A 25,044-nucleotide genomic window follows, 5' to 3' on the forward strand; every position below is an offset into this window, starting at 1 on the left:
CTCTTTTTATGGTATGTCTTATGCTTCTGTCTCAATCATAGCATCTTTTGGAATACCAAAAAAGAATGTTAAAATAAATCCGCCCGCATATGCCGCAAGCAATCCAAGAATATACCCAATCCAGTGTCCATTACTTATTAAAGGTATCAATGCTACCCCAGAAGGTCCTATTGCAATAGATCCAATATGACCAATCCCACCAATCACCGCTCCACCGATTCCGCCACCAAGACAAGCAGTAATCATTGGTCGTCCTAAAGGTAGTATAACCCCATAAATTAATGGTTCCCCAATTCCTAGAAATCCGACTGGTAGAGCGCCTTTAATTAAATTTGTTAATTTTTTATTTTTACGACAACGAACCCATAATGCAATTGCTGCCCCTACTTGTCCAGCTCCTGCCATTGCTAAAATTGGCAATAATAATGTTGATCCAGACTTAGCAATCATTTCAAGATGAATAGGTGTTAAAATTTGATGTAATCCTAACATTACCATTGGTAAGAAAAAAGTCCCTAAAACAAAACCAGAAAATGCACCACCAACTTCTAAGACCCAGTTAATTGATGTAACTAAAGAATTCGAAACAACCCCAGCAACTGGCATTACTAAGAAAATTGTCATCATTCCAATAACAAATAATGATATTGTCGGTGTTATAATAATATCTAAAGAATCCGGAATCCATTTATGCAATCTTTTTTCTAAAATAGCTAATACCCACACTGCAAAAATAACACCAATAATTCCACCCTGTCCAGCACTTAGTGCCTGACCGTTAAAGATATTATGGAGAGGTGCTTCAGGGGTTACCCCACTCAGCAAAGTGACAGCGCCGATAACACCACCAAGTCCTGGAGTGGCACCAAATTCACTGGCACTATTTATCCCTACATAGATAACTAAATAACTGAAAACACCATTTTTAATAACATTTAAAACTGCAATAAAATCTGTCCAGCTCGAACTTAAATCCCCTGCAACCATCATATTTCCAAGGACAGCAGCCAATCCACCAATCAATCCTGCTCCAACAAATACAGGAATTAGTGGAACAAAGATATTTGAAATTGCTTTAAGCACCTTTTTTATTGGCGTTTGCTTTTGTTTAGCTTTATGTTCTGCTTTTACTTTAGCAGCTTTGCTCTCAACCAATTCTTTATCAGTCATTTGAGTTGATTGTACTACGTTCTTCAAAGGGAAAGGTTCGCCTAATTTAACCCCTACTTGTCTTACCATTTCATCTGCAACTTTGTTGACTGTACCAGGTCCAACTACCACTTGCAAAGTATCATCTTCAACAACACCCATGACACCATCGATATTTTTCAATTTTTCAATATCTACTTTATCTTCATCCCTAATTGTCATCCTAACTCGAGTCATACAATGAATTAATTTTTCAACATTGTCTGGCCCCCCTACATTATCATAAATTTCATTTGCAATTTTTTCGATTTTTTTGTCTGCCATAATTTAACCCCTCCAAATATTTTATTTGATTGCTTCCCTAACAAAACCATGAGCCTTCTTTAATTTTTCTTTAGCTTGATTCAAATCGTTATCCGTTAGAATCATAACTATTGCAAGTTTGACATCATGTTCAGCTAATTCAAATGTTAATTTTGCTTGTTCATAACTTACTCCAGTTGCATCCATAATAATATGCTTTGATCTTTCAACTAATTTTTCATTCGTTGGTCTAACATCGACCATTAAATTTTTATATATTTTTCCAATTCCAATCATCGAAATTGTCGACAACATATTTAATACTAATTTTTGTGCCGTTCCTGATTTTAAACGAGTAGACCCAGTCAATATCTCTGGTCCCACTTCAATCTCAATAGCCGTATCAGCATGCCGTCCAATAATTGATTCCTTATTGCAAGCCAGACTTATTGTGTTCGCACCAAGATGTTTAGCGTAGTCAAGACCCCCAATAACATATGGTGTTCTACCACTTGCTGCAATTCCAACTACTGTATCTAATTTTGTTAAACAAATATTTTCCAAATCCAACTTACCCAATTCGTTTGAATCTTCGGCACCTTCAACTGCCACAGTCATTGCTTTCATACCACCAGCAATCAATCCTTGCACCATGCTAGGATTTGTTCCAAATGTTGGTACACATTCAGCAGCATCTAAGACACCTAATCTACCACTAGTTCCTGCACCCATATAAATTAAACGGCCTCCACTATTAAATGATTCAATAATTTTACTAACTGCTTCATTAATTTGCGATAACTCTTTTTCTACGCTTTTAGGAACTGTCATATCGGCTTCATTCATTATTCTTGCAACTTCAGAACATTTTAACTCATCTAAATTCATAGTTTGTTCATTTCTAGTTTCCGTTACTAATTTTGTAATATCCATATTTTATCCCTCTTTTATAATTGTATTATTAAATATTATTTTTTGTTTTGCTCCTATATAGTCAATTAAATCCAAGTCTGTCCTTTTAACTGTACCAATTTGGTTTACTTTTTTATCAATTGGTAAATTATTTTTCACTATCTGTATTTCTCCAGTATATCTCCCATATAACATATTATCTTGCGTTATAGTACCTCTCGTTCGAGCATCTTCATTATTTATTGGTTCAATAGTGAATTGATTTCTTATCCGACTTTCTTCTAACCTTACAACATCCCTAGCCACGTCAGCACGATTATGCCATGCTATATTATCAAGTTCATGCGAACTACTTTCAATATCTATTTCTATACTTTGATTAGTAAAATAGTTAACTATCTTACTAATTGTTCTTTGTGAAACTCGCGGATCACCGATATAAACGTCATCAGTATAATTATTCTCAATTAAATCTATCATTGCAGCCAATACATTGTAATTTCGATGTTTTTCTAATGTTGGTAATCCCTTTCCAATTGGCCCTCTAAATATTTTATCTCCTGCCACAAACGCCATCGTAGTAAATCCTGATTTTTTTAACCAATGATTCTTATTTTTTAACCATTCGTCATCTAATCCCGTATCTGGTCGAGGATAATAATTATGCCATGCTTCAATATTCTTAAAATTTGCATGATTATCAACTAGTTGCTTAATATCCAGCTCTGAAATCGTACTAGCATTTAATCCAATATCTATATTATTTGATAATTCAGCTATTTTTTCCATACTAATCCCATAATCAATTCTTAAACCAGTAATTCCAGCAGTTTTCAAATCAAATTCCAATAATTTTAAACTTTTTTCTGAAATATCAACCATTAATTTCAAGTTATTTTCAAGACATAAATTCCCCAAAGTTTTTAATTCATCAATAGTTTTTTTTCTATCTTCTTCAGGAATATGTAATGAAGTAAAAATACCCTTAAATCCTGATTTACGCATTACTTCAATATATTTTTTTGTATCATCGTCAATCTTATCACCTAAATAAATTGAAAAACCCAACATAATATCTCCTCCATTCATAAAAGAAAGCGTTATCATTAACTGGTTACATCATACCTTGAATGATATAAAATTACAATTAAATATATTTATTTTTTGTTTTTTTTGTTACTTTATATCTTAATTTAAAATAAAAAATCTTTCAAGAATACTTTATATAAAGTATTCTTGAAAGATTTTTTCACTGTTTTATTCAAATACAAATTGATTATTATAAAGTTCAGAATAGAATCCTTTTTGATCCAATAATTCTTGATGGTTACCTTGTTCAATAACCTTACCGTCCTTCAGAACAACAATTTTATCAGCATCTAATATTGTTTTCAAGCGATGTGCGATTACAAAACTAGTACGCCCTTGAATAACTGTATCCATTGCTTTTTGAATTTTAGCTTCTGTCACTGTATCAACATTAGAAGTCGCTTCATCCAAAATTAATAACGTAGGATTAGTTAAAATTGTTCTTGCGATACTAATTAATTGTTTTTGGCCAGTTGAAAACACAGAGTTTTCATCCGATACTGTCGTGTCATAGCCATTTTCTTGACTCATAATAAAATCATGAATATTAGCTTGCTTAGCGGCAGAAATCATATCTTCATCTGATGCTTCAGGTTTACCAAAGACAATATTATCACGAATTGTTCCTGAGAATAATACACTTTCTTGAAGAACTATCCCAACATGATCACGAAGACTTTGAAGTTCAAGATCCTTAACATTTACGCCATCAAATTCAACTGAACCACCTGTAACATCATAGAATCGATTCAATAAATTCATAATTGTTGTTTTACCTGAACCAGTTGGTCCGACTAAAGCTACCATTTCACCTTTATCAACATTAATTGATACATCATGTAAAATTTCTTTATTAGCATTATAACCAAAATTAACATTTCTTAACTTAACACCATTTGTTAGACCCGTTAATTTTTGCTTATCAGTTGAGTTGACCTCATCTGGTTCATCAAACATTTCATTCAGTCGACTAGCACCTGTAATAGCAAGTTGGAACATACTATACAATGAAGAAATTTGTGATATTGGTTGGTAAAATTGTTGTGAGTATTGAACAAACACGACAACTAGTCCTAAAGCCGTTGTACGGCCCATATCACCGTTCAGTGCTAACCAGCTACCAAAGAAGATAACAATGGCTGTATTAACCAACGAGAGGCCATTCATAACTGGGAAAAGCATCCCTGAATAGACTTGTCCTTTAAACGTTGCTTTACGAACATTTTCGTTATATGGCAAGAAACCATCAATAGCTTCTTTTTGAAGCCCGTTAGTAATTACAATTTTTTGACCACTAATTTTTTCATTAATATAGCCATTTAATTTTCCAACTTCTTTTTGTTGTATATCAACATACTTACGTGTTTTAGAAATTAAAATGACCGCAAGAAGTAACGCGATAGGCGTTGAAGCAATCGTAACCCAGGCAAGCTGAACATTCTGTTGAAACATCATAATGATAATCCCAATCATTAGAGCAATATTACTCATAATTTGTCCTAAGGCTTGATTCATTGCGTTCGAAATATTATCCAAATCACTTGTAAAACGACTTAAAATATCCCCATCTTTATGTGAATCAAAGAATCGAATTGTCATTTTTTGTAATTTTCCAAATAGCCCTTTTCGCATTCTATTTGTCGAGTTTCCTGTAATGAACGTGACAATAATATTTGAGAAAAACATTGCTACAATTGAAAAAATATAAAATAAGAATAACATCCACAATGAGCTAACAAAATTTCCTTTATCACTCACTCCTTTTGTTAAACCAATTACGTAGTCTGCCAATGCCGTAATTGCTTTTCCCATATACACAGGTGCTTTTACCTGGAAGTATGTCGATGCAATAATTGCAACAGTCATAACTGTAAAACCTAATTTATAGCTTTTCAAGTAGTGGAAGAAGAATGCCATCGATCTATTCATATCTTTCATTAGACAGTCTCCTTTCCTTTTTGAGTGTTATAAATTTCTTGATAAATTTGACTATTTTCAACGAGATCTTTATGTGTCCCCTCGCCAACTAATTTACCGTCATCCATAACAAAAATACGATCCGCATTAATCACAGATGAGATTTTTTCGGCAATAACAAATGTTGTTGTCTCTTTCAATTCATTATTTAATGCTTTTTGGACTAATTTTTCTGATTGAGCATCAAGTGCTGATGTTGAATCATCTAAAATTAAGATTTTAGGTTTACCAATAACACCACGCGTAATTGATAAACGTTGTTTTTGACCACCTGAGAAGTTAGCTGAACGTTCTTCAACCTCTGCATCATAACGTTCTGGTAATCGATTAATAAATTCTGATGCCTGAGCGATTTGACTGGCCATATCCATATCTTTCTCGTTGGCATCTTCTTTACCTTGACGTAAGTTGTCTGCGATTGTGCCAGAAAATAGGATAGCCTTTTGTAAAACAAATGCTACTGTTTTACGAAGCGATTTTTCATTAACATCCTTTAAATTCTCACCACCAACTTTGATCATTCCTTCTTGGGGATCAAATAATCGTGGAATCATTTGGGCTAAAGTTGATTTACCTGAACCAGTTGCACCAACAATTCCTATCATTTCTCCAGGTTTAACATCAAAACTAACATGTTTAAGTGTTGGTTTATCATCGCCTTCATATGAGAATGAGACATCTTCAAAACTAACAGATCCCGATAAATCTTCCTCTGGAACATCTTGGTAATAAATATCTGGTTCTTCATCTAAAATTTCGCGTAGTCGTTTAATTGAAACCATTGCACGAGCACTAAACGTCATCATCATTCCACCAATAATAATGGCAAACATGATTTGCATTAAATAATTAACAAACGAAGTAATAGCTGTAACTGTACTTGGATCTGCTTTAGCTAAATCACCTACAAAATAAATTGCGGCAACGACAGCCATATTTCCAATTAATGTAAATGCTGGAATTAAAACAGCAAATAGAGTTCCAACATAGATATTTTGTGCATTTAAATCATCTGAAACCTTATCGAAACGTTTTTCTTCATTTTTTTCTTGATTAAATGACTTAACAACACGCACACCCATCAAGTTTTCTTTGGCTAACTCATTTACTCGATCAATTAAGCCTTGCATTAACCCAAAATGGCGTCCCATGCGACCGAAAGTTAACATTGAAATACCTAACACGCAGACAATTAAAATAACAATAATCCACCATAAATCCGCAATTGTATTCATAGCTAAAATGAATGCACCGATAAATAAAATGGGCACTCGAATTAATGTCTGTAAAATTGTCATAATTAACGTTTGAATTTGGGTAATATCATTGGTTAAACGAACCACAATATTCCCTGCTTGGAATCGTTCAATATTACTGAAAGAAAATGTTTGAATCTTTCTAAAAGCAGTTTCACGAATATCTGCACTCATTGATTGTGCTACTTTTGCTGATAGAATTGTATTCACAACACCTGCCAACAATCCAATAACAGCAACTCCAATCAAGTACAAACCAAGTGTCGTGATTTTATCACCCTGGTCCTTTAAAATAGCATCAATTACTTTTTGTAACAATTTAGGTTGCCACAATGTTGAAATTGCCATGATAACCACCATGACGACTGCCCAAAAAATATCTACCCGATACTTTTTAGCATGTTTTAATAAAATATCCACTTTTTTCCCCCTCAATTCTGTCCAGTTCCATGTTTTTTTATACAAAAAAACTAATATCAGTTACTAAACTTAGCAAAAATAACGCTTAATTGCAATCATTTTGACTAATTATATTCTATTTAGTCAGTTAAAATTTACAAAAAAAAACCAAGATTAAATATCTTGGTTTCAATATAATTATCTTATTCATTTTTAAGCGGGCGACGAGAATCGAACTCGCGACATCAGCTTGGGAAGCTGGAATTTTACCACTAAACTACGCCCGCAGAACGTTGATTAGTATAGCATATTTCCGTACTTTTGTCATAACTAATTAAGCATGTTTATTTTCAGCCTTTTGTTCAAAATCTAAACGTCTCAAATTTTGTACAGCCTTCATATATGAATAAATCAGTACAATACATGACCCACCCCAGGCTAATGGATTTGCAAAACAAGCTCCTGCATACCCAAAAGCACCAGCTAAAAAGATAGCTGCAAATGATCTCATCAGTAATTCTACAACTCCAGCAACTGTTGGTACGATGCTTTGTCCCAGTCCCTGTAACGTGTATCTAATGACAAACAGTACTGACAAAAGTAAGTAAAATGACCCATTAATATTAAAATAAACCTGCGATAATGCAACAACTTTTGGTGCATTATTTCCAACAAACAGTGTAACTAATTGTTGTCCAAATAAAATAACTAAAAGACTTGCAACGATACTGAATGTTCCAGACATTAATAGACACTTTTTTACACCATCTAAAACACGACCATATTTTTTTGCGCCATAATTTTGGGCAGTAAAAGTTGCCATCCCAATTCCAAATGACATCATTGGTTGTGTTGATAATTGATCAATCTTAGACGCTGCCGTGGTACTGGCAACTGCTGTCGTTCCTAAACCGTTTAAAGCTGACTGTAGCATAATTGCACCAATCGCAATTATTGAAGCTTGAAAGGCCATTGGTAGAGCCACATAAAGGTGTTGGTTAACATCTTTCATCGTGATTTCTCTAAAATGGTGTCGACCAATATGTAAGACGGGAATTTTTCGATAAATGTAAATTAAACAGAATACAACGGAACATGATTGCGCAATAATAGTTGCAATACCAGCGCCAGCAACTCCCCAATGAAATACCAAAATAAATAATAATTCTAAACCAACATTAATAATGCTGGCAAAAATTAAAAAGTATAATGGCGTGCGACTATCCCCTAGCGCCCTAATAATATTAGATAAAATATTAAATGCCATTGAAGCAAATATTCCACCAAAAATGATACTAATAAAAGTTTGTGCATCATCAAATATTTCTGGTGGTGTCTTCATAAGTGTTAAAATATCTTTTACAAAAAACAAACTAACCGCTGTTAAAATTACCGTTGCAATTAGACTAATCAAAAGTCCCACTGCAAAGCTTTTTCTAACACCACGATAATCTTTTGCCCCAAATCGTTGTGCCGTAATAATAGATAAACCTGCAGTTAACCCTTGTGCAAATCCAATAATCAAAAATTGAATACTCCCGGTCGAACCAACTGCAGCTAGTGCATCCACGCCTAAAGTTTGTCCAACAATCAACGTATCAGAAATACTATATAATTGTTGAAATAAATTACCAACCAATAATGGTATAGTAAACATAAAAATTAATTTTGCTGGATTACCCGATGTTAACGATCGCAAATAAGACCCTTCTTTTCTTTATATTTATTTAATTCCTTTTTCATTCAATAATAAAATAAATGCTTTTTTAAAGTTAGCCCTATCCTGGTTTGAAAAGGCGCTTGGACCCTTCGTACGTTGACCTGATTTCCTTGCCATTGCACTTAAATATCTTGAATCCAACATACTATCGATATTGGTATCTGTATATTCAAATCCTTTATGATGCATCACAATCACACCTTTTGGTAATAAAAGAGAAGCTAGTCCGTAATCTTGTGTAATCACAACATCTGATTTTTCAGCTAACTTTACAATTCTATAATCTGCCGCATCTGGACCTTGATCAACATAGCTAACCGAAACATTTTCAGGATACTTTTTAGTTGAGAAATGTGGCGTACTTGTAATTAGCAACACACTGATATTCCGTAGTTCGGCTTCAGCTATAACTTCATTTTTCACAGGAGACGCATCCCCATCAATAATAATTTTCAAATTAACCACTCTCATTCCTAGTAAAAAAACTTCCAAGGAATAACCTCTTGAAAGTTTTATTTAGCTTCTGGTTTTAATAATGCATTAATTGCTGGAATTTGACCTAAGCTATCTATCGCATTACTTGGCATAACAACTGTATTTGCGTCACTCTTGGCCAATTCTTTAAAAGCCTCAATATTTTGGCTAACAAAATAACCATTACCAACTTTATTTAATGATAAATTAACTGCATCTATTCGGTATGCTTCAGCATCGGCCGTCTTTTTAACTGCTTCAGCCTTTGCTTGGGCTGAATTAACCCATGCATCATTATCAGCTTTATTTTTTAGTGCAACTGATTTACTGTAACCTTCTGCTTCAGCAACAGTAGCATCACGATTTCTAGCGGCTTTCAATAACTTATTCATTGAATCTTGAATTTCAACTGAAGGTTTTACTGTATCAATATTAATTCGATCAACATTTAATCCATAACCAGCTGTCACATTAGAAATTTCGCCAAACAAACCGCGATTAATTTCTTGCGTTCCATTCAAAACTTCATCTAACATTTTATTACCAATGATGCCACGCAAAGAGGCACGTGTATCTTGAATCATACTACGAACAGAGTCTTCATTTTTAAACACAAAATCTTGGATGTCAGTAACGTGATACTTCAATGAAATTTTAACTTCAATTTCAGCATTATCTTTTGTAATCACAACTTGTTTATCAAGATCTAAAGGTTGTTGTGCCGTACTAACACGAATTACTGAAGAAATAAATGGTTTAATAAAATGTAAGCCTGGAGCTAATGTTGTTTCATATTTTCCTAAAGTTATAACAACACCTTGATGCGGTTGTCTAATAATTCGGATAGTTGCTGGTAAAATCATGACCAATAATATAACAATAATAATAACGACTAAAAGTCCCAACATAATAATTTAACCACCTTTATATTTTTTTAACGTCTAACCCTTCAACATGTGTTTTAATGATTCGAACAACATCTCCACTTACTAATGTTTCATCACTAAAATAATGATAGTAGATACCAAAAAACTCGACCGTGCCATGAATATTTTTACTGTCAATTGTAAATTCCCGGTTAAGCAACCGCTCGTCAATAATTGATTTTCTATCCATATGAAAGCACCTCCATTTGTCATCTTTAAACGTATCTCATTTACGTCATAAAATCAATCAATTTCATTATCAAAAGTAAAATCATTTCGATCTAAAATAGTCACTTTTTCAATATGCTTTTCAATCTGTTTACTTTCAGGCGGTAATTGTAAATAATCACCATATAAACGGCTTAAAATTGCATCATATGCCCTTAAAATAGTTACCGTAAGGTTCTCAAAAGGAACTTGAATCACGGCTGCTAATTCCTTTTCTGATAGTAATTCTTTTTCATATGAGTATTGTGAAGCTAAATTTTTATATTCTGAAATGGTGTCATCTTGATTATAGGTTCTTACTAGTTCGTCTCTTTTTTCTTTATACTCTTTGGTTTTACGACTTTGATCAGGTTGTAATTTTCTAATCTTTGCGTTAATTTCAGTATCCATTAAACGATAATTGCTCAATAAAAGAATTTTCGCGTTAAGATATCGATATTTTGATTGTTGAATAGATCGTTCGACATCACCTGTTGGGACTTTATCAAAAGGAAAAATATCTACAAAAACACCTTTTCTAGCGTCATTAATATTTCTTTTCTCTTCAACATGAATAGATTCATCAAGTAGTTTTGCATATCCAAATGCATAGTTTGGATCACTTTGATCAGTTTGTAGAAAATAATAAGGCTGGCTAATCTCTTGGGGAGCGATTTGTAAGAATCGATCGTAGTCATCCCTTACCATTCCAATATCGACATCATCATCCCATGGAATAAACCCTTGATGTCTGACCGCACCTAATAAACTGCCACCAATCATAAAATACTTTATATTATTTTTTTGACAAATTTCAACGACTTCCCGGATTAAATCTAATTCTACCTTGTGTAATTCTTCAATTTTCATTTTTACCACCTTAAATCGTCTTATTCTTTCTTCAATTGTACCAAATTTAACTCTGAATACGAAAATTATTTAATTTTTATTAAGCTAATCCTTTTTCATTACTTTATTTCTTTGGCTCATGATATGCTTTAATTATTAAATAAAAGGGGTGCCTAAATGCAAGAAACCATAATTGACTTAATCGGCCAACATGGCTATCTAGGTGTTGCGTTACTGATCACCATTGAAAACATTTTCCCACCAATTCCTTCTGAAATCATTTTAACATTTGCAGGTTTTATGACGCTCTCAAGTTCTCTTACACCAATTGGTTTAATTATTTCTGCCACTATTGGGGCGACTATCGGGGCTTTAATCTTATATTCGATCGGTCGCTTTTTAAGTACAGAACGTTTAAATCAATTTTTCGCCAGTAAGTATGGTTCTTGGCTTGGTCTAAAACCTATCCATATTGAAAAAGCGACTGAATTTTTTGTAAAATATGAAAATCGTGCTATTTTCATAGGCCGTTTTGTTCCCATTGTTCGAAGTTTAATTTCTATTCCCGCTGGAATTACGAAATGTAAATTACGTTTTTTTATTCCATTAACCTTTTTTGGAACATTAATTTGGAATACTGTCCTCATTTATCTTGGGGCATTTGCTGGGAATGCTTGGGCGGAAGTTGCAGCAACAGTTGATATTTTTGCTACAGTAGTTGGTATCATCTTATTAATCGTTTCGTTCTTCGGAATCTACAAACTAATTAATTTAAATAGGAACAAAAAAAACGATTAAATTCAATTATGAATTTAATCGTTTTTTACTACTTTTATTTCTCAAAAAGTAGGATTAATCTTCCGCAACATCGATAGCTTCTAATAGAATATTCAGTTCAGAACATTCTCTTTCAAGCGATTTTTCCTCTTGGAAAAAGCTATCTCGAATTGATGATTGTTGTCTGTTTCCAATGTTACTTCTAAGATCAGCAAGTTTTTGCATCGCTGCTTGATACTCACTCATAATATCAAGTTTACACCTACTCATTAAGTTACGCCTCCGAATGATGACAACAACTTGTTGTCAGTAATAATAATTTATAATGTCTAATTTAACACTTTTTTAATAACTTGTTAACCCTTTAAATATTACCGTTATGTTACAAAATAAAAAAGACATCACAATGTGATATCCCTCTTATTTTAAGCTACTATTTTAAATGGTTATTTTTACATTAATGATTGAACATCGCGTGCAATAACTAATTCTTCATCAGTAGGTATCGCAAAAATCTTAACGGCAGACTCTGGCGTGCTAAGCATAACCTGTTCACCCATTTTTTCGTTATTTTCAGCATCAAAGCCAACACCTAAATATGCTAAATGTTCAATAACGCGACGACGTACAATCCGATCATTCTCACCAAGACCAGCAGTGAAAATAATACCATCAACCCCTTGCATTTCTGCAATGTATTGACCAATATATTTAATAATATTTTGAACATAGATTTTAACAGCTAAATCAGCACGAGGATTTTTTCCTAATTGAGCTTTAACATCACGCATATCAGGAGAAATCCCTGAAATACCAACTAGCCCAGATTCACGATTCAAAATATTAATCATTTCATCTATATCAGTAATTTTTAATTGTCTCATCATGTAAGCAACTAACGATACATCTACATCACCTGAACGTGTTGCCATGGTAATTCCAGCAAGTGGTGTAAAGCCCATTGATGTATCAATTGATTTACCACCAACTGTAGCTGTAATTGATGCTCCTGCACCTAAATGTAATGTAATTAATTTTAACTCTTTAGGGTCTTTATCAATTAGTTTTTCGGCTTCTGAGACGACATAACGAACGCTTGTCCCATGAGCACCATAACGTCTTGCGGCATATTTTTCATACCATTCATAAGGTACACTGTACATGTAACTTTCTTCTGGCATCGTCTGATGGAAGGCTGTATCAAATACAGCGACACTTACTGCATCTGGTAAGATTTCTTCAAATGCCTGGATACCTAAAAGATTAGCTGGATTATGTAATGGTGCTAATTCAGATAATTCATTAATTTTTGCAATTGTATCGGCATTTACTAATGTTGATTTTTTGAAATATTCACCACCAGCAACAACGCGATGTCCAACACCGGAAATTTCATTAAAATCAGCAATAATATCCAATTGAAGCAATAATTTAAGTAATAACTGTACACCTACTGAATGATTGTCGATATCTAATACATCTTCATATTTTTTTCCGTTACCATATTTAATCGTTAAAATTGAGTCTTTAAGTCCAATTCTTTCAATCAATCCTTTAGCAATAACAGTTTCCTCTGGCATGCTAAATAATTGGAATTTTAAACTTGAACTACCTGCGTTAATTGCAATAATTTTTGTCATATTCTTCCTCCAATAATGATTTCATTTGGTATTAATTTAATCCTTAAAAAACAATTATTTTTTTAAGTAGTATATTAAACTAATATACTACTTATAGAAAACGCATACAACACTTTCAAGCAAAAAATGGTACACAGAATTTTATTTTCTGTCTACCATTATTTTTTGCCCGAATTCTTTCATTAAACTAAGCAGTAGAACTGCCTTATCTTCACCTAAAACATTTACCCAAGTATCAAACCGTTTCTTAATTGACTCAGTCACAACTCGTTCTACTTTTGCACCCTGATCAGACAAGCGTAGGTTTATTCTTCTTCTATCAACTGTGTCTTGTTCTTGATAGATGTATCTTAATTGTTTTAGTACGTTTAATTGGCGTGCAATTGCACTCCTTGAAACATTTCTTTTTTTAGCGATATCAACCATGCTTATATCTTCAGTGCTATGGATATCTTTTAAAATCAAGAATTGTTCAAAAGATAAATTAAACTCACTAGTAGGTTGTGAAATGAATCCTTCCACATTCTTAAAAGTTCCTAAATACATACTAATATAGTCATCCATTAACTTAGTTGTTGTCATTGCTAATTCTCCTCTGCATGTTCTACCTACAGTTAAATTTAGCATAAAACGCGGTTAATTACTATATCTAATCAACTGTATCTCTATTTTTCTTTTTCAGTTGATACCGTTAATTGTTTACGATTTACAAACGTCCAAACCACACCCAGTACTACGGCTGTAACAAGTAATGCAAGCACTGAACCAATCATACCAGAACCTTGGCTATTAATTGCATATGTGAAGCCATTTAATACATGTGTAACAGGTAAGAACTCTGCAAATACTTGATAAGCATTTGATAACATCGTATTTGGAATAACTTGTCCTGTAATCACTAATTGTACGAGTAGTAATGCTAAAGATAAGAGAATACCCATTGTTCCAAGGAGTTCGTCAATTACCACACATAAAAGAGTAAAGATTATTCCCGATAAGAACGTAAAGATTACGAAACTAATTGGATGTTCAATTGTTACACTAAAGAATAATGTTAATAAGAGAACTCCTGCTGTTTGAATAACAGAAATAAATAACATTAGGAAAAGGTTCTGTAACCAGTTTTGTGATAATTCATTCTTCTTACGGTATCTGAATAAAATTAATTGAGTTACAATTGCACCGACAAATAATGATAAAACAATCACTAATGGGGCAAATGTATTTTTCAAAGTTTTAGCGAGATTGTCACTTTCAGTTTCTGTTTTAACAGGTTCAACGAATTGAGCCACATTTTTTGGAGATGAATTGATATTACCAACCTGTGATGCTCCTGCTGCTAATTTAGTATTTAATAATGTTACACCATCATTAGCTGTATCCAATCCTGATGTTACTTGTTTAGACCCATCAGCTAATTTTTGTGAGCCATCAACTAATTGAGGACTAGCAGCTGCCAATTGTGTATCACCATCTGTTAATTGTGTACTTGCCGCTTTTAATTTCGAACTTCCATCTGTCAATTGTGTACTAGCAGTTGTCAATTGTGTACCACCACTAACAAGCTTATCAGATCCTGCTTTCAATTGTGTACCACCTGAAACTAACGTTTGTGTTCCTGCCTCAAGTTGTCCACCTGCTGTAACAAGTTTTTGCGATCCTGCTCTTAAAGCAGTAACACCTGTTATTAAAGTTGGTACATTACTATTTAATTGATTAATACCATCAGTTACTTGTCCTGTTCCTGCTGTATATCCTAAGATACCAGCTGACAATTTGTTAATACTACCTGTCATGATTGAATTCTTAATTGTTGCATTAATTGTTTTTTCACTTGTAACATCAACACCAGCACCATTAACACTAGCATTTAATTTACCAGCAACTTGTGCATTAGCATTTGATGCTATCACTAATGAATCAATTTGATCACTCAAGTCTTTTGTATCACCTAAAAGACCAATCATTGAATCGCTCGTCAAGGTATCAGTATTACTCAATAATGCAGTTGCTTGTGTCGAAATTTTAGCAAATTTTTCCAACATGGCTTTAAGATCTACATCACCCATTGTTGATTTAAATTCAGCCATTAAGCCACCTACATCACTCATCACTGCCTCTAACATCGCTTTTGTATCTGTTAAATTTTTACTTACCCCAGTTATATTTGTACCAACAGTTGTTATTGCTGTATCTGTTTTTGTGATTTGTTGTAAAACAGTGTCTTTTTCTTTTTGGCTCATTGTTGTTGAGTCATTAATCATCGTACGAACCTTCTTGTTAGAAGTCGATGCCTGACCTTTAGCTAATGTCAAACTAAACATCTTTTGTGTTGTATCTGAATTAATTGCATTCATTTGAGTTTGAACAGTTGTTAATTTATCCCCTGCCGCCATCAATTTTGTTACTAATCCAGGTAATGCTTGTAATGTTTCAATTGATCCTGAAATTTCTTCAAGTTCAGCTTTTAATTCTTTTGATCCTTGCTTTGTATCTTTAATTTGTTGAATTATTTCAGGAATATGATTAATAATTTCGCTACGAGATTTTAATCTTGTTTGAATTTGAGTTACACCAGTTTTAATACCAGTTGAATATGCTGTTAAACCTGCTACCGCCATCGGTAACGATTGGCTACCTGACATACTTGCAGCTAATGTTTTCGCACCATTATTTAAATCATTCGAGTTCGAATTTAATGTAGTTGCACCAGTTGCTAACGTGCCTACACCAGCTGCTAATGTAGATCCGCCAGTTTGCAACGTAGAAAGTCCCGCATCTAATGTTTTATTCCCATCAACATATTGAGTCACACCATTTGATAAGGTTGGTGCACTAGCAACAAGTGTATTAATTCCTGAGGCTAATTGATTATTACCATTCACCAGTGTACCTACACCAGTTGTATAGGTATTTACACCATCAGCTAAAGTATCAACCCCAGTTGTATAAGTATTTAATCCTGTTTTTAATGTCTGATTACCTTTATCAAAGGTCACCATACTTGTTGCCAATGTATTTAAATTTCTAGTAACTTCTTTACTACCATTTTTTAATTTAACGGTTCCTTTATTTAACGTTTTTACACCAGTTGAGGCTTCTTTAACACCTGAACCTAATTGTTTAACGGAACCAAGTAATGCAGAATCATACGCTTTTTGGATATTAGTTAAAACTTGTGATTTCAATTGTTCTGCAACCTGTTTTGTAATCAATTGCGAAACATAGTTATTTGTATCTGATTGTTTTGTTTTTAACAAACTCACTTTTGGCGTTTCATCAAGTGCAGTTGTTGCGTTTTTTGAAAAATTACTTGGCAATGTAACTGACATTGTATAATCGCCTGAATCTAAATGTTTTTTCGCAGTTTCTGCGCTAACAAACTCCCATTTGGCTTGTTTATTGGTTTTAAGAATTTTAGTAACTTCCTTACCAACGTCAATTGATTTTCCATTAAATGATGCTTCTTCATCGTTATTTATAATAGCTACTTTTAAATTTCCTGTGTCCATTTGTTGCTTACTTGAAACTAACTTATAGGTTCCATATGCAATTAAACTTGGAATTAAACATGCAATTGCGATATACGCAACTGACCTCTTATTCTTTGACATAAATTCTTTGAACAAAATTATCCACCCTCTCTTTTTAGTTAATGGCATTAACGATTATTCGTTCCGTTAACCTCATTAACGATATTATGACTATATGTGTTTTTGATTCTTTTGTCAAATAATTTTCTAAAAAAATATCCCCACTGTCATCTAATCAACAGTGGAGATATCATTAAAATTCAATTTTTGATTAAATAGTAATACATGAATTGACCAGGAGCAATTAGGATTAACCCTGCAAATTGCATGACATAAATTAATAAGCGCGTTAAATTTTCAGTTGATACTTTACGTGTATTCATTTCTTGTCTAGAGTGTGGTTCCTCTACCTCGTCAATTTTAACTTTTTGCACTAATTTTTTATTTAATCCATTTAACTCGAGATTATATGGATAAAAAGTTAAAAAATTCAAAATTAAATAATAATTAATTAATAACCGCCAATTAGATGGACCTATCAAATTTCCAATTGCTAAAAGAATAATTAAAGACGCTAATCCCTTTAACAAGGAAATTGAATAATATTTAAATCGTTTCACAATAACCCTCCAGGAATTTCGCTTAATTTTAGAATATCATAGTTACTTAAAAACATTGATGCTCAGTAAGAATCTTTACTATTTATTAACCATTAATTTAAAAAATCTGTTTTACCATGCTAAACTACTTTTTATAAAGTTAGTCATCTGGATGGCACCACTACACATACGAAATTCTCTCTAAGATCAGCTAACATGTCACAACATTTATTCATTTAAAAAAAATAAGCCTTTCCCAAATATTAAGTTCCTCAAAAATTAGGTTACTTATACCTAACTTTTGTGAATTCTTTAATTTAAGATATAGACTTTTAATGCAACATTAATTATCTAATAATAACAGCTTATTGACTCTTATTCTTGAACGATTCACAGCAATCATTGTTACAACATAAAGTGTTACAAAATAACTCGTTTCTATTGTTGTTCCAATAAAAGCGCAAACGAGAGCTAAAAAGAACATTCCATTGCCAAGGACTTGCCATTTTCGTTTCTCAATTGCGTAGTCTGCTAATATTTTAGTCTCTTCAGGACCTAGTGAGTCCACAGTTCTAACATTAGCTTGACGCACTTTAGTTAATTGTAGAGACAACTTAACATTATAAATAATCAAAATTGCCATAACTAAATATAAACCTATTTCCACCAGTACCCCTTCTCTCTTTTAATCTAATATGACTATTTTTTAATTCATTTTTACTTTATACTGAGTTAGTCCTATAAATAATAAAAGAGTTGCTAAATTACGCAACCCTCTTTATTATTTAACAACTAAGACATCACAAGGTGCTAAACGAGTAACGTAATTTGTAACTGCACCCATTAACATTCTTTCCACTGCCTTCAAGCCAGATTGACCCATGATAATTAAATCTGAATGATGATCTTCAATAAAATCTTTGGCAATTACTGTTTTAGGACTACCAAAACGAATATGAATATCAACATCTGTAAACCCATTTTTTACAATATCTTCTTTTAATTCATTCATATATGCTTCTGTATCTTCAAAAGTCTGATAGACGATTGAACCGCCCCCATCCATCATTCCTGAAAAACTTACAGAAAATTGACGCGTATCAATTACGTTTAAAATATCTAAATGTGCATGGTTTGCTTTAGCACTTTCTACTGCACGCTTTAATGCTTTTTCAGCTGAATCTGATCCATCAACTGGGACTAAAATATTTTTATATTCTTGTTCCATATTTGCCACCCCATATCTTTTATTTGTAGTTACAGTATATCATTAAAATTGTATTAGATGTTAGCGTTTTACCTACAAAATTTGAAATAAAGAAGGTTTTCAGTATGTTATTAAAAAGGATTTCTATTTTTAGTGCCCCCTACGTGGTTCGAGAGTTAACCGAAAAAGATCTAACTCAAATGTTAGAATTAGAAAAAAGTCAATCTACTTACCTAAAACTCCAAGGTAAACAAGATTTAGCCATTGAAGAAATAAAATCTGATTTAACTTCGATCCCGTTGTCAGTTAAAAGTGATCAAAAATGGACACTGGGCTTCTTCAAAGCAGATAAATTAGTAGCTATGATTGATTTTTTAACAGATTATCCTGAAGTTCAATCCGTTTGGATTGGTCTATTATTAGTTTCGAAAAACGAAGAACAACAAGGTATCGCGACACATTTATTAAAAGCCCTGCTTAAATCTTTTAAATCTGAACAGTTTACCAATGTACAAACGCTGAAATACGAACAAGAAGAAGTAAATCAAAAATTATTGGAAAAATTTAATTTCACTGATAAACAATCGCTAATCTTAAAAAGCCCTGATGGAGTCGACATCCCTGCAATACTTTCAAAATTAGATTTATAAAGCAAAATTATTATCTAATTCTCTTAATAACATTTTTATCTTTTTTCATTTCCTATGATTTTAGTCATCTAGGTGTTATGATTAATATAGTAAGAAACTGGAGGAAGAAAACATATGAGCAAAAATTTATTAGCAGATCTTGAGAAAAACTTCATCACAAGCGATGAAACTTCTAAAACATTTAAGGTTCCAAGCAAAAAGGAAGATCTAACAATAAAGATTGACAATGATATTTTTGAAAAAGTTTCTAAAGATGACGAAAAATTAGAACGTTTAATCAAAAATTTACTTAAATTCAGTTCAAAGAGTAAGGCTAAAGAATTAATTTCAATTAATAAACGTAACTACCGTATCTTCATGTAACCTACAAAACTAGCCTAGTTGAGACTAACTCTTGAGGCTAGTTTTTTTAATCCTTGTCAATCTAGCATTTTTATCTTAAACTATTACTCAAGGAGTGATTTATATGTTCTTAACAACCGGAGATGTTAACCGTTCTTATGCTATTAAAGGCATCGTTAATGCGACAGCCAAGATTGTACTAGAAGCCGATGAAATTGATCGTGTAGATGATTTTGATACCTTATATGATCGTGTCCAAGCAGAACTAGCAGAACGCGCAATTAATAAAGGTGGCGACGGGATTATTAACGTTCATTTCGAACCACAAACTGTTCGTGTAACGATTGCCCCAAGATTCTTAGTTTTACATGGCTACGGTACTGTTATTGAGTTTTCAAAGTAATTTATTTTGCGCTTGTGGCGGAACTGGCAGACGCGCAGCGTTCAGATCGCTGTTTGGGTTTCCAAGTGCAGGTTCGATTCCTGTCAGGCGCATTGTTATCATTGATATACCATCGTTTAACCAACTTTTATGTGGTTTTTGTGTGGTTAACATCTAATTTACCGTATATATTGATCCAATTCGTATTTATTTACGAGTTGGATTTTTTAATTAATAAAATGAATATGTTTCATATACTATTTAAAAAGGAGAAAAAATACTATGACTTATTTACAATCTTTCGTTGCGACTTTACCAGCCATTTTTGCTGCCTCCGCCGCAATATTTAGTGCTATTTCTTTCTCACAACAGCAATAAAATAAGTAAGCGTCAAGAACAATATGAAAGGCAAAAAAATATTATTCAAATATCATCGCGTATTACGGCATCTGCTAGTTCTTACTCTACTGAAACAGGGATACCTCAGGTAACCATTACAAACTATTCAAATTATGTTATTCATGATGTTATCATCATTCCTACTATGAATGAAAGTTCTGTCGTGTTACCTGATTTTAAGCAGTTTTTTAAAAACCACAATGATTTTGGTACCCCTAGGATTCTCGCCTTAGCAAGTGAACCAATAACGATGAGCTATCCGTTACCTGATATGGGCATGTCTAGGCACTGTGTATATTGTATCGTCTATACAGACCCGTTCGGTAATTATATATATACAGACAGGAAAGACCTACCTCATACAGACCCTGATATTTATACCAAGCTAATAAAATATGGTAGATCAATACCTGATTTAATACACTCTGTTTAACAAAAAAGCAAACTCCTTAATTATTAAAGAGTTTGCTTTTTAAATTATCTAATCAAATAAAAAATTGTAGAAATGTTCTTCTACAATTTTTTCTCACGTTAATTTATTTTTTTAATCTTTTATATATAAATAAATAGCCTAGTTCATAGATGATAAAAGCACTCACAATATAAATCTCATTCAAGCCAGTACTTTTTCTATAAGGTATGGCTACAACCATTACTATTAATATTATTACGTACGTAACAAGAATAAAATAATCTAAATGATGTCGTTCTAACCATTGGCGTGAAGGAAAGAAAACTGTTATTAATATCGCGATAATTGCCCAAAAAATAGGTTGTATTTGCATTAGTTCATCTCCTTACAGGTAAATAAAAACAATCGTATGTGCTGTCCAATAAGCAACTGTATCATTAAAATGTAAATGTTTAACTAATGCTTTTCTCATTCCAGTTTCTATCTTTCCTTCAAAAATATATTAAATAACGTTGATACACATTCATATCTACGCTTTATTTATGTAGTTGTTTAATGTCTAAGTTTTAAGACTAACTTATCGTAGTAATTATACTACATACTCAGTATAGACACTAAACTATTCAGTTTGTTGTCTACCTACTTTAGATAAAAAACAAGGGGATCAGAAATATATCTGAATACCTTGTTTTTTATCATACATTTATTCTTTATCTTTTAATTTTTTTTCTAAATTCAAAACTTTAACAATTGTTATGTTTAGTAATTCTTCCCTAATTTTAGTTATTTCATACGATAATTCAAGCAATTTATTTTTAATATTTAAAAAATATACAAATTGTACGATAAAGATTAAAAATAATACAAATAAAATAATAAATAAATTAGGCTCGCTCATTATTTATCTCCTCTAAATTCTTTTAATCTATCTTTTTCTTTCTCAATCTTTTTATTACCATTATTTATTGACTTTTTTATCCTTACTATAGAAAGAGTAAGATATAAATTCATCATAAACACAAATAATAACACCGTTAGCATTGCTGGAATTGCCATCTATATTATCTCCTATATTCTTTATTCTTGTGGCAATGTATCAACCAAAAGTCCAAAAGCAGCAACTGCTGGAGCTGCTACTAATAATTCTGGTATAGAAGCAACAAACGCTACAGCCATGATAACCGCTGACCAATAACAATCCATGCTCCGACAATTTCCAATCCACTAACTATATCATAAACATAATTATACGAAACTTCGGGATATATGGGACTAACCACTGGTTGCTTATAATAAATTTCAATCGTATCTGATATTTTATTACTTTCATCACCCTCTGTATATGATTCATTATACGTTATCTTCATACCAATTTGCCAAGGTTCTTCTGCCCTTGTTGCAACTCCCATTATTAACATCCCGTTTTGGAGATTACCCGCAATACGATTAACTATTCCCATGGTATCTAAATAATTAATAACACCATATTTAATCTTCATTATATCAGCTATATCATTTTGAAAAGAACTCTCCATTTACCATTGTGAATGGTAAATGGAGAAGATGAATTTCCTGTCTCTACACTCCAACTATCTTTAACTGTAAGCCATGCATCTATCCCTGGAAGAACCGTAGGACCATATGTTTTTCCCATTTCAAATGTTATATCTTTAAAAGAATTTAACATTTGCACTGATTTAATAAATCGATGTGTCACCTTATTTACAGATATATCCTCCGATACATCAAAATTCTTACAGCCTAAATCCTTACCTGATGAAGAGACTTGATCAATATCAACTCCACCATGCGTATATTCAGTAAATTGATCAAAGTCCCAACCCTCAGGCATTGGGAACCCTAAGTTTCCACTCCATCCCGTTGACATATTTGAAACATAGAAATTATTTATTTTGTTTCTTTTAGCGTGTAAACATATGTTTCTCGTTCCATAAATACCATCGCTAGGTAGAATACCAAAATAAGCTGTATAATTTTTATTTAAATTTCGTTGCATTGAACGAATATTTTAATCGCCACCCTCGAGTATCTCTTTTTGATTTGTTTTCATCCTCTATTTATTAATTTTCTTTATAATCAACTCTTTGAAATTAGCAGAACTGATATTAACATATAGGTAACATAAGGTTCTTTTTTTCAAATTAAAATCAATCTTTATGATAAACATTTGTAAATATTGAAATAATTATTAGTAGTATTCCAAATATAATCGTTATAAGTATAGCTTGCAAAAAATCAGAACTAATTCCTAGTGACGAGAACAAAATAGAGTTATTTCCTATCCTGATATTTTTAATACTTTCATAGCGTGCAATAGCTGCGATTTGATAACCAGGCCACAATTTTAAAGTATGCTGCATAAAAGCTGGAAGATCCCCATAAACAATATAAGTTCCTGAAAGAAAACCGGACATAGTACCAACAATTGCTGACAATGATGAAAAACTAGACGTAGTATTTAAAAAATCTGTCACCAATGAAAACAGTAAACTTGAAAATACAATTAGTAAAACATTAAATAGAAATACTACAAAAAATGTTACATTATAAGCATTATAATGATAAGTTAGAGATAGATACGCATAACATATTAATGAGAAAATAAATGTCGACACAATACCTTCCATGACTGACGTCAAAGTATACAATTGATTAATTGTACTACTTTTTATTTGACTGTTAACAATAAAATCATCTAATCTCTTATTCTTTTTATCTTCCAGTTTTTGACCAAATGCGATTAGTGTACTAGTCATTGAGACAATAGAAATCAACCCAGAAATCATCCATGTATCAATAAACTGTTCACTATGATTAATTCCAGCCAAAGAATCGACTAAATTAGAGCGAAGAAAAAATATATAAATTACAAGACTTATAACCATACCTAAAAATGAAAAAAAGATACCAACTTTATCTTTTATGAAAATTAGAATGTTTCTTTGAATAAACTGTTTATTCATCCTTAAATTCCTTCCTCCATATTTTTAAATAAGTCAGTATAGGTTGCCTTTCTTATTTCAAAGTTTTCATTTATCAAATGATTATCTTCAATAAATCTCACTGCTTCTGCAGACGTATTAAAATACCTATCATCTTCAGTTTTATTCAAAATTAATTTAACTTTTGAAATTTTATTCATAAATGTAACCATTTCTCCAAAATATTTAACAGTTCCATTTGATACGAAAATAATTTTATTGGCATTTTCTAATTCGCTTAATAGATGAGTAGTAAATAACACACCACAATTATTCTCTTTTAAATACTCATCAAGATCATTCCAAATTAATTGACGTATATCAACATCAATTCCAGCTGACATTTCATCTAATAGTAAGCAATTCGGCTCTACAGCAATCGCTCTTAAATAATTAACAATACGTTTCTGCCCACCAGATAAGCTAGAATACTTTAAGGACTCATTGATGTTCAAGTTTTTCATTTTTTCCTGAATACTTTTTATTTTTTCTTTATTTTTAATTCTGAAACGTAAGTTTTGAATAACGGTCAAATCATCATCAAGAACATTGTTTTGAAAAACAGTCGCTAATTTAACATTAGTTTTAATTATTTTCCCCGTTGATGGCATTAATAACTCCATCATAATATTCAGAATGGTTGTTTTTCCTGATCCATTTAAACCAACGAGAGCAATTTTATCTCCTTGATTGAGATAAAAAGAAACGTCTTTTAGAATACTTCCTCTTGATACATTATCTACTACTAACTTCATTTGACCACCTCATAAAAGTGACTATTTTTCATTCTATCCACGAACAAATTGAATATAATCTGATACATAGTAAACTAAAAACAAA

Annotated in this window: 28 protein-coding genes and 2 tRNA genes; 5 read left to right on the forward strand and 25 right to left on the reverse strand. The window is 32.2% G+C overall.

Features of this window, described 5'->3' with window-relative positions; all coding sequences use genetic code 11:
• Window positions 1-18: 18 nt before the first annotated feature.
• From AC1RP4_RS03445 to AC1RP4_RS03495, 11 genes are all read right to left on the reverse strand, one after another.
• Window positions 19-1,473 (reverse strand): PTS transporter subunit EIIC, encoded by a 1,455-nt coding sequence (locus AC1RP4_RS03445; protein WP_481761178.1) that lies wholly within the window; start codon window positions 1,471-1,473, stop codon window positions 19-21.
• 21 nt (window positions 1,474-1,494) lie between these two features.
• Window positions 1,495-2,385, reverse strand: a complete 891-nt coding sequence (gene murQ, locus AC1RP4_RS03450; RefSeq protein ID WP_481761177.1) for an N-acetylmuramic acid 6-phosphate etherase — start codon at window positions 2,383-2,385, stop codon at window positions 1,495-1,497.
• A 3-nt stretch (window positions 2,386-2,388) separates the two neighbouring features.
• On the reverse strand, window positions 2,389-3,435 hold the full coding sequence (locus tag AC1RP4_RS03455) for a MupG family TIM beta-alpha barrel fold protein (RefSeq protein WP_481761176.1): 1,047 nt from the start codon (window positions 3,433-3,435) through the stop codon (window positions 2,389-2,391).
• A gap of 186 nt (window positions 3,436-3,621) precedes the next feature.
• Window positions 3,622-5,391, reverse strand: coding sequence for an ABC transporter ATP-binding protein (locus tag AC1RP4_RS03460; protein WP_481761175.1), 1,770 nt, complete (start codon window positions 5,389-5,391; stop codon window positions 3,622-3,624).
• Window positions 5,391-7,046, reverse strand: coding sequence for an ABC transporter ATP-binding protein (locus AC1RP4_RS03465; protein ID WP_481761400.1), 1,656 nt, complete (start codon window positions 7,044-7,046; stop codon window positions 5,391-5,393). Before AC1RP4_RS03465 ends, AC1RP4_RS03460 begins: the two co-directional genes overlap by 1 nt.
• Window positions 7,047-7,301: 255 nt before the next feature.
• Window positions 7,302-7,372: transfer RNA gene (locus AC1RP4_RS03470), tRNA-Gly, on the reverse strand.
• Window positions 7,373-7,419: 47 nt separating this feature from the next.
• Window positions 7,420-8,784, reverse strand: coding sequence for an MATE family efflux transporter (locus tag AC1RP4_RS03475; RefSeq protein WP_481761174.1), 1,365 nt, complete (start codon window positions 8,782-8,784; stop codon window positions 7,420-7,422).
• Between the two features lie 24 nt (window positions 8,785-8,808).
• Complete coding sequence (locus tag AC1RP4_RS03480; RefSeq protein ID WP_409022804.1) at window positions 8,809-9,261, reverse strand: YaiI/YqxD family protein; 453 nt, start codon at window positions 9,259-9,261, stop codon at window positions 8,809-8,811.
• Window positions 9,262-9,317: 56 nt separating this feature from the next.
• The gene (locus tag AC1RP4_RS03485; RefSeq protein ID WP_481761173.1) at window positions 9,318-10,187 is read right to left on the reverse strand and encodes an SPFH domain-containing protein; all 870 of its coding nucleotides are present in this window, start codon (window positions 10,185-10,187) and stop codon (window positions 9,318-9,320) included.
• Between the two features lie 16 nt (window positions 10,188-10,203).
• A complete protein-coding gene (locus AC1RP4_RS03490) occupies window positions 10,204-10,395 on the reverse strand; it encodes a hypothetical protein (protein ID WP_481761172.1) in 192 nt (63 codons plus the stop codon).
• A gap of 53 nt (window positions 10,396-10,448) precedes the next feature.
• Entirely contained in the window at window positions 10,449-11,282 is an 834-nt protein-coding gene (locus AC1RP4_RS03495; RefSeq protein ID WP_481761171.1) for a LicD family protein, read from the reverse strand.
• A gap of 156 nt (window positions 11,283-11,438) precedes the next feature.
• On the opposite strand from AC1RP4_RS03495, the gene AC1RP4_RS03500 reads away from it, so the two are divergent.
• Window positions 11,439-12,059 (forward strand): DedA family protein, encoded by a 621-nt coding sequence (locus tag AC1RP4_RS03500; protein WP_481761170.1) that lies wholly within the window; start codon window positions 11,439-11,441, stop codon window positions 12,057-12,059.
• A gap of 54 nt (window positions 12,060-12,113) precedes the next feature.
• Here AC1RP4_RS03500 and AC1RP4_RS03505 read toward each other — a convergent pair whose 3' ends face one another.
• The 7 genes from AC1RP4_RS03505 to AC1RP4_RS03535 form a co-directional block, all read right to left on the reverse strand.
• The gene (locus AC1RP4_RS03505) at window positions 12,114-12,308 is read right to left on the reverse strand and encodes a hypothetical protein (protein WP_057973343.1); all 195 of its coding nucleotides are present in this window, start codon (window positions 12,306-12,308) and stop codon (window positions 12,114-12,116) included.
• Window positions 12,309-12,490: 182 nt separating this feature from the next.
• Window positions 12,491-13,678 (reverse strand): acetate/propionate family kinase, encoded by a 1,188-nt coding sequence (locus AC1RP4_RS03510; RefSeq protein ID WP_481761169.1) that lies wholly within the window; start codon window positions 13,676-13,678, stop codon window positions 12,491-12,493.
• 141 nt (window positions 13,679-13,819) lie between these two features.
• Window positions 13,820-14,260, reverse strand: a complete 441-nt coding sequence (locus tag AC1RP4_RS03515) for a MarR family transcriptional regulator (RefSeq protein ID WP_409022730.1) — start codon at window positions 14,258-14,260, stop codon at window positions 13,820-13,822.
• A gap of 83 nt (window positions 14,261-14,343) precedes the next feature.
• Entirely contained in the window at window positions 14,344-17,307 is a 2,964-nt protein-coding gene (locus AC1RP4_RS03520; protein ID WP_481761168.1) for a YhgE/Pip family protein, read from the reverse strand.
• A gap of 164 nt (window positions 17,308-17,471) precedes the next feature.
• Window positions 17,472-17,831, reverse strand: coding sequence for a hypothetical protein (locus AC1RP4_RS03525; protein ID WP_481761167.1), 360 nt, complete (start codon window positions 17,829-17,831; stop codon window positions 17,472-17,474).
• Window positions 17,832-18,153: 322 nt separating this feature from the next.
• Entirely contained in the window at window positions 18,154-18,477 is a 324-nt protein-coding gene (locus AC1RP4_RS03530; RefSeq protein WP_481761166.1) for a hypothetical protein, read from the reverse strand.
• 114 nt (window positions 18,478-18,591) lie between these two features.
• Window positions 18,592-19,038 (reverse strand): universal stress protein, encoded by a 447-nt coding sequence (locus tag AC1RP4_RS03535; RefSeq protein WP_481761165.1) that lies wholly within the window; start codon window positions 19,036-19,038, stop codon window positions 18,592-18,594.
• A gap of 104 nt (window positions 19,039-19,142) precedes the next feature.
• Here AC1RP4_RS03535 and AC1RP4_RS03540 point away from each other — a divergent pair, with 104 nt between their 5' ends.
• The 4 genes from AC1RP4_RS03540 to AC1RP4_RS03555 all read left to right on the forward strand — a co-directional run bounded on the left by AC1RP4_RS03540 (window position 19,143) and on the right by AC1RP4_RS03555 (window position 20,504).
• On the forward strand, window positions 19,143-19,667 hold the full coding sequence (locus tag AC1RP4_RS03540) for a GNAT family N-acetyltransferase (RefSeq protein ID WP_481761164.1): 525 nt from the start codon (window positions 19,143-19,145) through the stop codon (window positions 19,665-19,667).
• Between the two features lie 114 nt (window positions 19,668-19,781).
• Window positions 19,782-20,030 (forward strand): hypothetical protein, encoded by a 249-nt coding sequence (locus AC1RP4_RS03545; RefSeq protein WP_057973335.1) that lies wholly within the window; start codon window positions 19,782-19,784, stop codon window positions 20,028-20,030.
• 103 nt (window positions 20,031-20,133) lie between these two features.
• A complete protein-coding gene (locus tag AC1RP4_RS03550) occupies window positions 20,134-20,412 on the forward strand; it encodes a hypothetical protein (RefSeq protein WP_409022736.1) in 279 nt (92 codons plus the stop codon).
• An 8-nt stretch (window positions 20,413-20,420) separates the two neighbouring features.
• A tRNA-Leu gene (locus AC1RP4_RS03555) sits at window positions 20,421-20,504 on the forward strand.
• 822 nt (window positions 20,505-21,326) lie between these two features.
• Here the strand turns inward: AC1RP4_RS03555 and AC1RP4_RS03560 are convergent.
• From AC1RP4_RS03560 to AC1RP4_RS03590, 7 genes are all read right to left on the reverse strand, one after another.
• Complete coding sequence (locus AC1RP4_RS03560) at window positions 21,327-21,575, reverse strand: hypothetical protein (RefSeq protein ID WP_481761163.1); 249 nt, start codon at window positions 21,573-21,575, stop codon at window positions 21,327-21,329.
• Window positions 21,576-21,905: 330 nt separating this feature from the next.
• Entirely contained in the window at window positions 21,906-22,100 is a 195-nt protein-coding gene (locus AC1RP4_RS03565; RefSeq protein ID WP_481761162.1) for a hypothetical protein, read from the reverse strand.
• Entirely contained in the window at window positions 22,100-22,258 is a 159-nt protein-coding gene (locus AC1RP4_RS03570) for a hypothetical protein (RefSeq protein WP_481761161.1), read from the reverse strand. The genes AC1RP4_RS03565 and AC1RP4_RS03570 overlap by 1 nt, the downstream gene beginning before the upstream one ends.
• A gap of 110 nt (window positions 22,259-22,368) precedes the next feature.
• A complete protein-coding gene (locus AC1RP4_RS03575) occupies window positions 22,369-22,737 on the reverse strand; it encodes a hypothetical protein (RefSeq protein WP_481761160.1) in 369 nt (122 codons plus the stop codon).
• A complete protein-coding gene (locus tag AC1RP4_RS03580) occupies window positions 22,710-23,219 on the reverse strand; it encodes a hypothetical protein (protein ID WP_481761159.1) in 510 nt (169 codons plus the stop codon). The genes AC1RP4_RS03575 and AC1RP4_RS03580 overlap by 28 nt, the downstream gene beginning before the upstream one ends.
• A gap of 151 nt (window positions 23,220-23,370) precedes the next feature.
• Window positions 23,371-24,051, reverse strand: a complete 681-nt coding sequence (locus AC1RP4_RS03585) for a hypothetical protein (protein ID WP_481761158.1) — start codon at window positions 24,049-24,051, stop codon at window positions 23,371-23,373.
• Window positions 24,052-24,188: 137 nt separating this feature from the next.
• Window positions 24,189-24,959, reverse strand: a complete 771-nt coding sequence (locus AC1RP4_RS03590; protein WP_481761157.1) for an ATP-binding cassette domain-containing protein — start codon at window positions 24,957-24,959, stop codon at window positions 24,189-24,191.
• Window positions 24,960-25,044 lie beyond the last annotated feature (85 nt).

It is taken from the genome of Dellaglioa sp. CoH-56-MRSF-10 (genome assembly GCF_056782175.1).

Bases quoted from the DNA above. Each gene is read 5' to 3' on its own strand.
- AC1RP4_RS03445 (WP_481761178.1), bottom strand. From the start codon at position 1,473: ATGGCAGACAAAAAAATCGAAAAAATTGCAAATGAAATTTATGATAAT.
- murQ (WP_481761177.1), bottom strand. From the start codon at position 2,385: ATGGATATTACAAAATTAGTAACGGAAACTAGAAATGAACAAACTATG.
- AC1RP4_RS03455 (WP_481761176.1), bottom strand. From the start codon at position 3,435: ATGTTGGGTTTTTCAATTTATTTAGGTGATAAGATTGACGATGATACA.
- AC1RP4_RS03460 (WP_481761175.1), bottom strand. From the start codon at position 5,391: ATGAAAGATATGAATAGATCGATGGCATTCTTCTTCCACTACTTGAAA.
- AC1RP4_RS03465 (WP_481761400.1), bottom strand. From the start codon at position 7,046: ATGGTGGTTATCATGGCAATTTCAACATTGTGGCAACCTAAATTGTTA.
- AC1RP4_RS03485 (WP_481761173.1), bottom strand. From the start codon at position 10,187: ATGTTGGGACTTTTAGTCGTTATTATTATTGTTATATTATTGGTCATG.
- AC1RP4_RS03490 (WP_481761172.1), bottom strand. From the start codon at position 10,395: ATGGATAGAAAATCAATTATTGACGAGCGGTTGCTTAACCGGGAATTT.
- AC1RP4_RS03495 (WP_481761171.1), bottom strand. From the start codon at position 11,282: ATGAAAATTGAAGAATTACACAAGGTAGAATTAGATTTAATCCGGGAA.
- AC1RP4_RS03500 (WP_481761170.1), top strand. From the start codon at position 11,439: ATGCAAGAAACCATAATTGACTTAATCGGCCAACATGGCTATCTAGGT.
- AC1RP4_RS03505 (WP_057973343.1), bottom strand. From the start codon at position 12,308: ATGAGTAGGTGTAAACTTGATATTATGAGTGAGTATCAAGCAGCGATG.
- AC1RP4_RS03510 (WP_481761169.1), bottom strand. From the start codon at position 13,678: ATGACAAAAATTATTGCAATTAACGCAGGTAGTTCAAGTTTAAAATTC.
- AC1RP4_RS03515 (WP_409022730.1), bottom strand. From the start codon at position 14,260: ATGACAACAACTAAGTTAATGGATGACTATATTAGTATGTATTTAGGA.
- AC1RP4_RS03535 (WP_481761165.1), bottom strand. From the start codon at position 19,038: ATGGAACAAGAATATAAAAATATTTTAGTCCCAGTTGATGGATCAGAT.
- AC1RP4_RS03540 (WP_481761164.1), top strand. From the start codon at position 19,143: ATGTTATTAAAAAGGATTTCTATTTTTAGTGCCCCCTACGTGGTTCGA.
- AC1RP4_RS03545 (WP_057973335.1), top strand. From the start codon at position 19,782: ATGAGCAAAAATTTATTAGCAGATCTTGAGAAAAACTTCATCACAAGC.
- AC1RP4_RS03550 (WP_409022736.1), top strand. From the start codon at position 20,134: ATGTTCTTAACAACCGGAGATGTTAACCGTTCTTATGCTATTAAAGGC.
- AC1RP4_RS03560 (WP_481761163.1), bottom strand. From the start codon at position 21,575: ATGCAAATACAACCTATTTTTTGGGCAATTATCGCGATATTAATAACA.
- AC1RP4_RS03565 (WP_481761162.1), bottom strand. From the start codon at position 22,100: ATGAGCGAGCCTAATTTATTTATTATTTTATTTGTATTATTTTTAATC.
- AC1RP4_RS03570 (WP_481761161.1), bottom strand. From the start codon at position 22,258: ATGGCAATTCCAGCAATGCTAACGGTGTTATTATTTGTGTTTATGATG.
- AC1RP4_RS03575 (WP_481761160.1), bottom strand. From the start codon at position 22,737: ATGGAGAGTTCTTTTCAAAATGATATAGCTGATATAATGAAGATTAAA.
- AC1RP4_RS03580 (WP_481761159.1), bottom strand. From the start codon at position 23,219: ATGCAACGAAATTTAAATAAAAATTATACAGCTTATTTTGGTATTCTA.
- AC1RP4_RS03590 (WP_481761157.1), bottom strand. From the start codon at position 24,959: ATGAAGTTAGTAGTAGATAATGTATCAAGAGGAAGTATTCTAAAAGAC.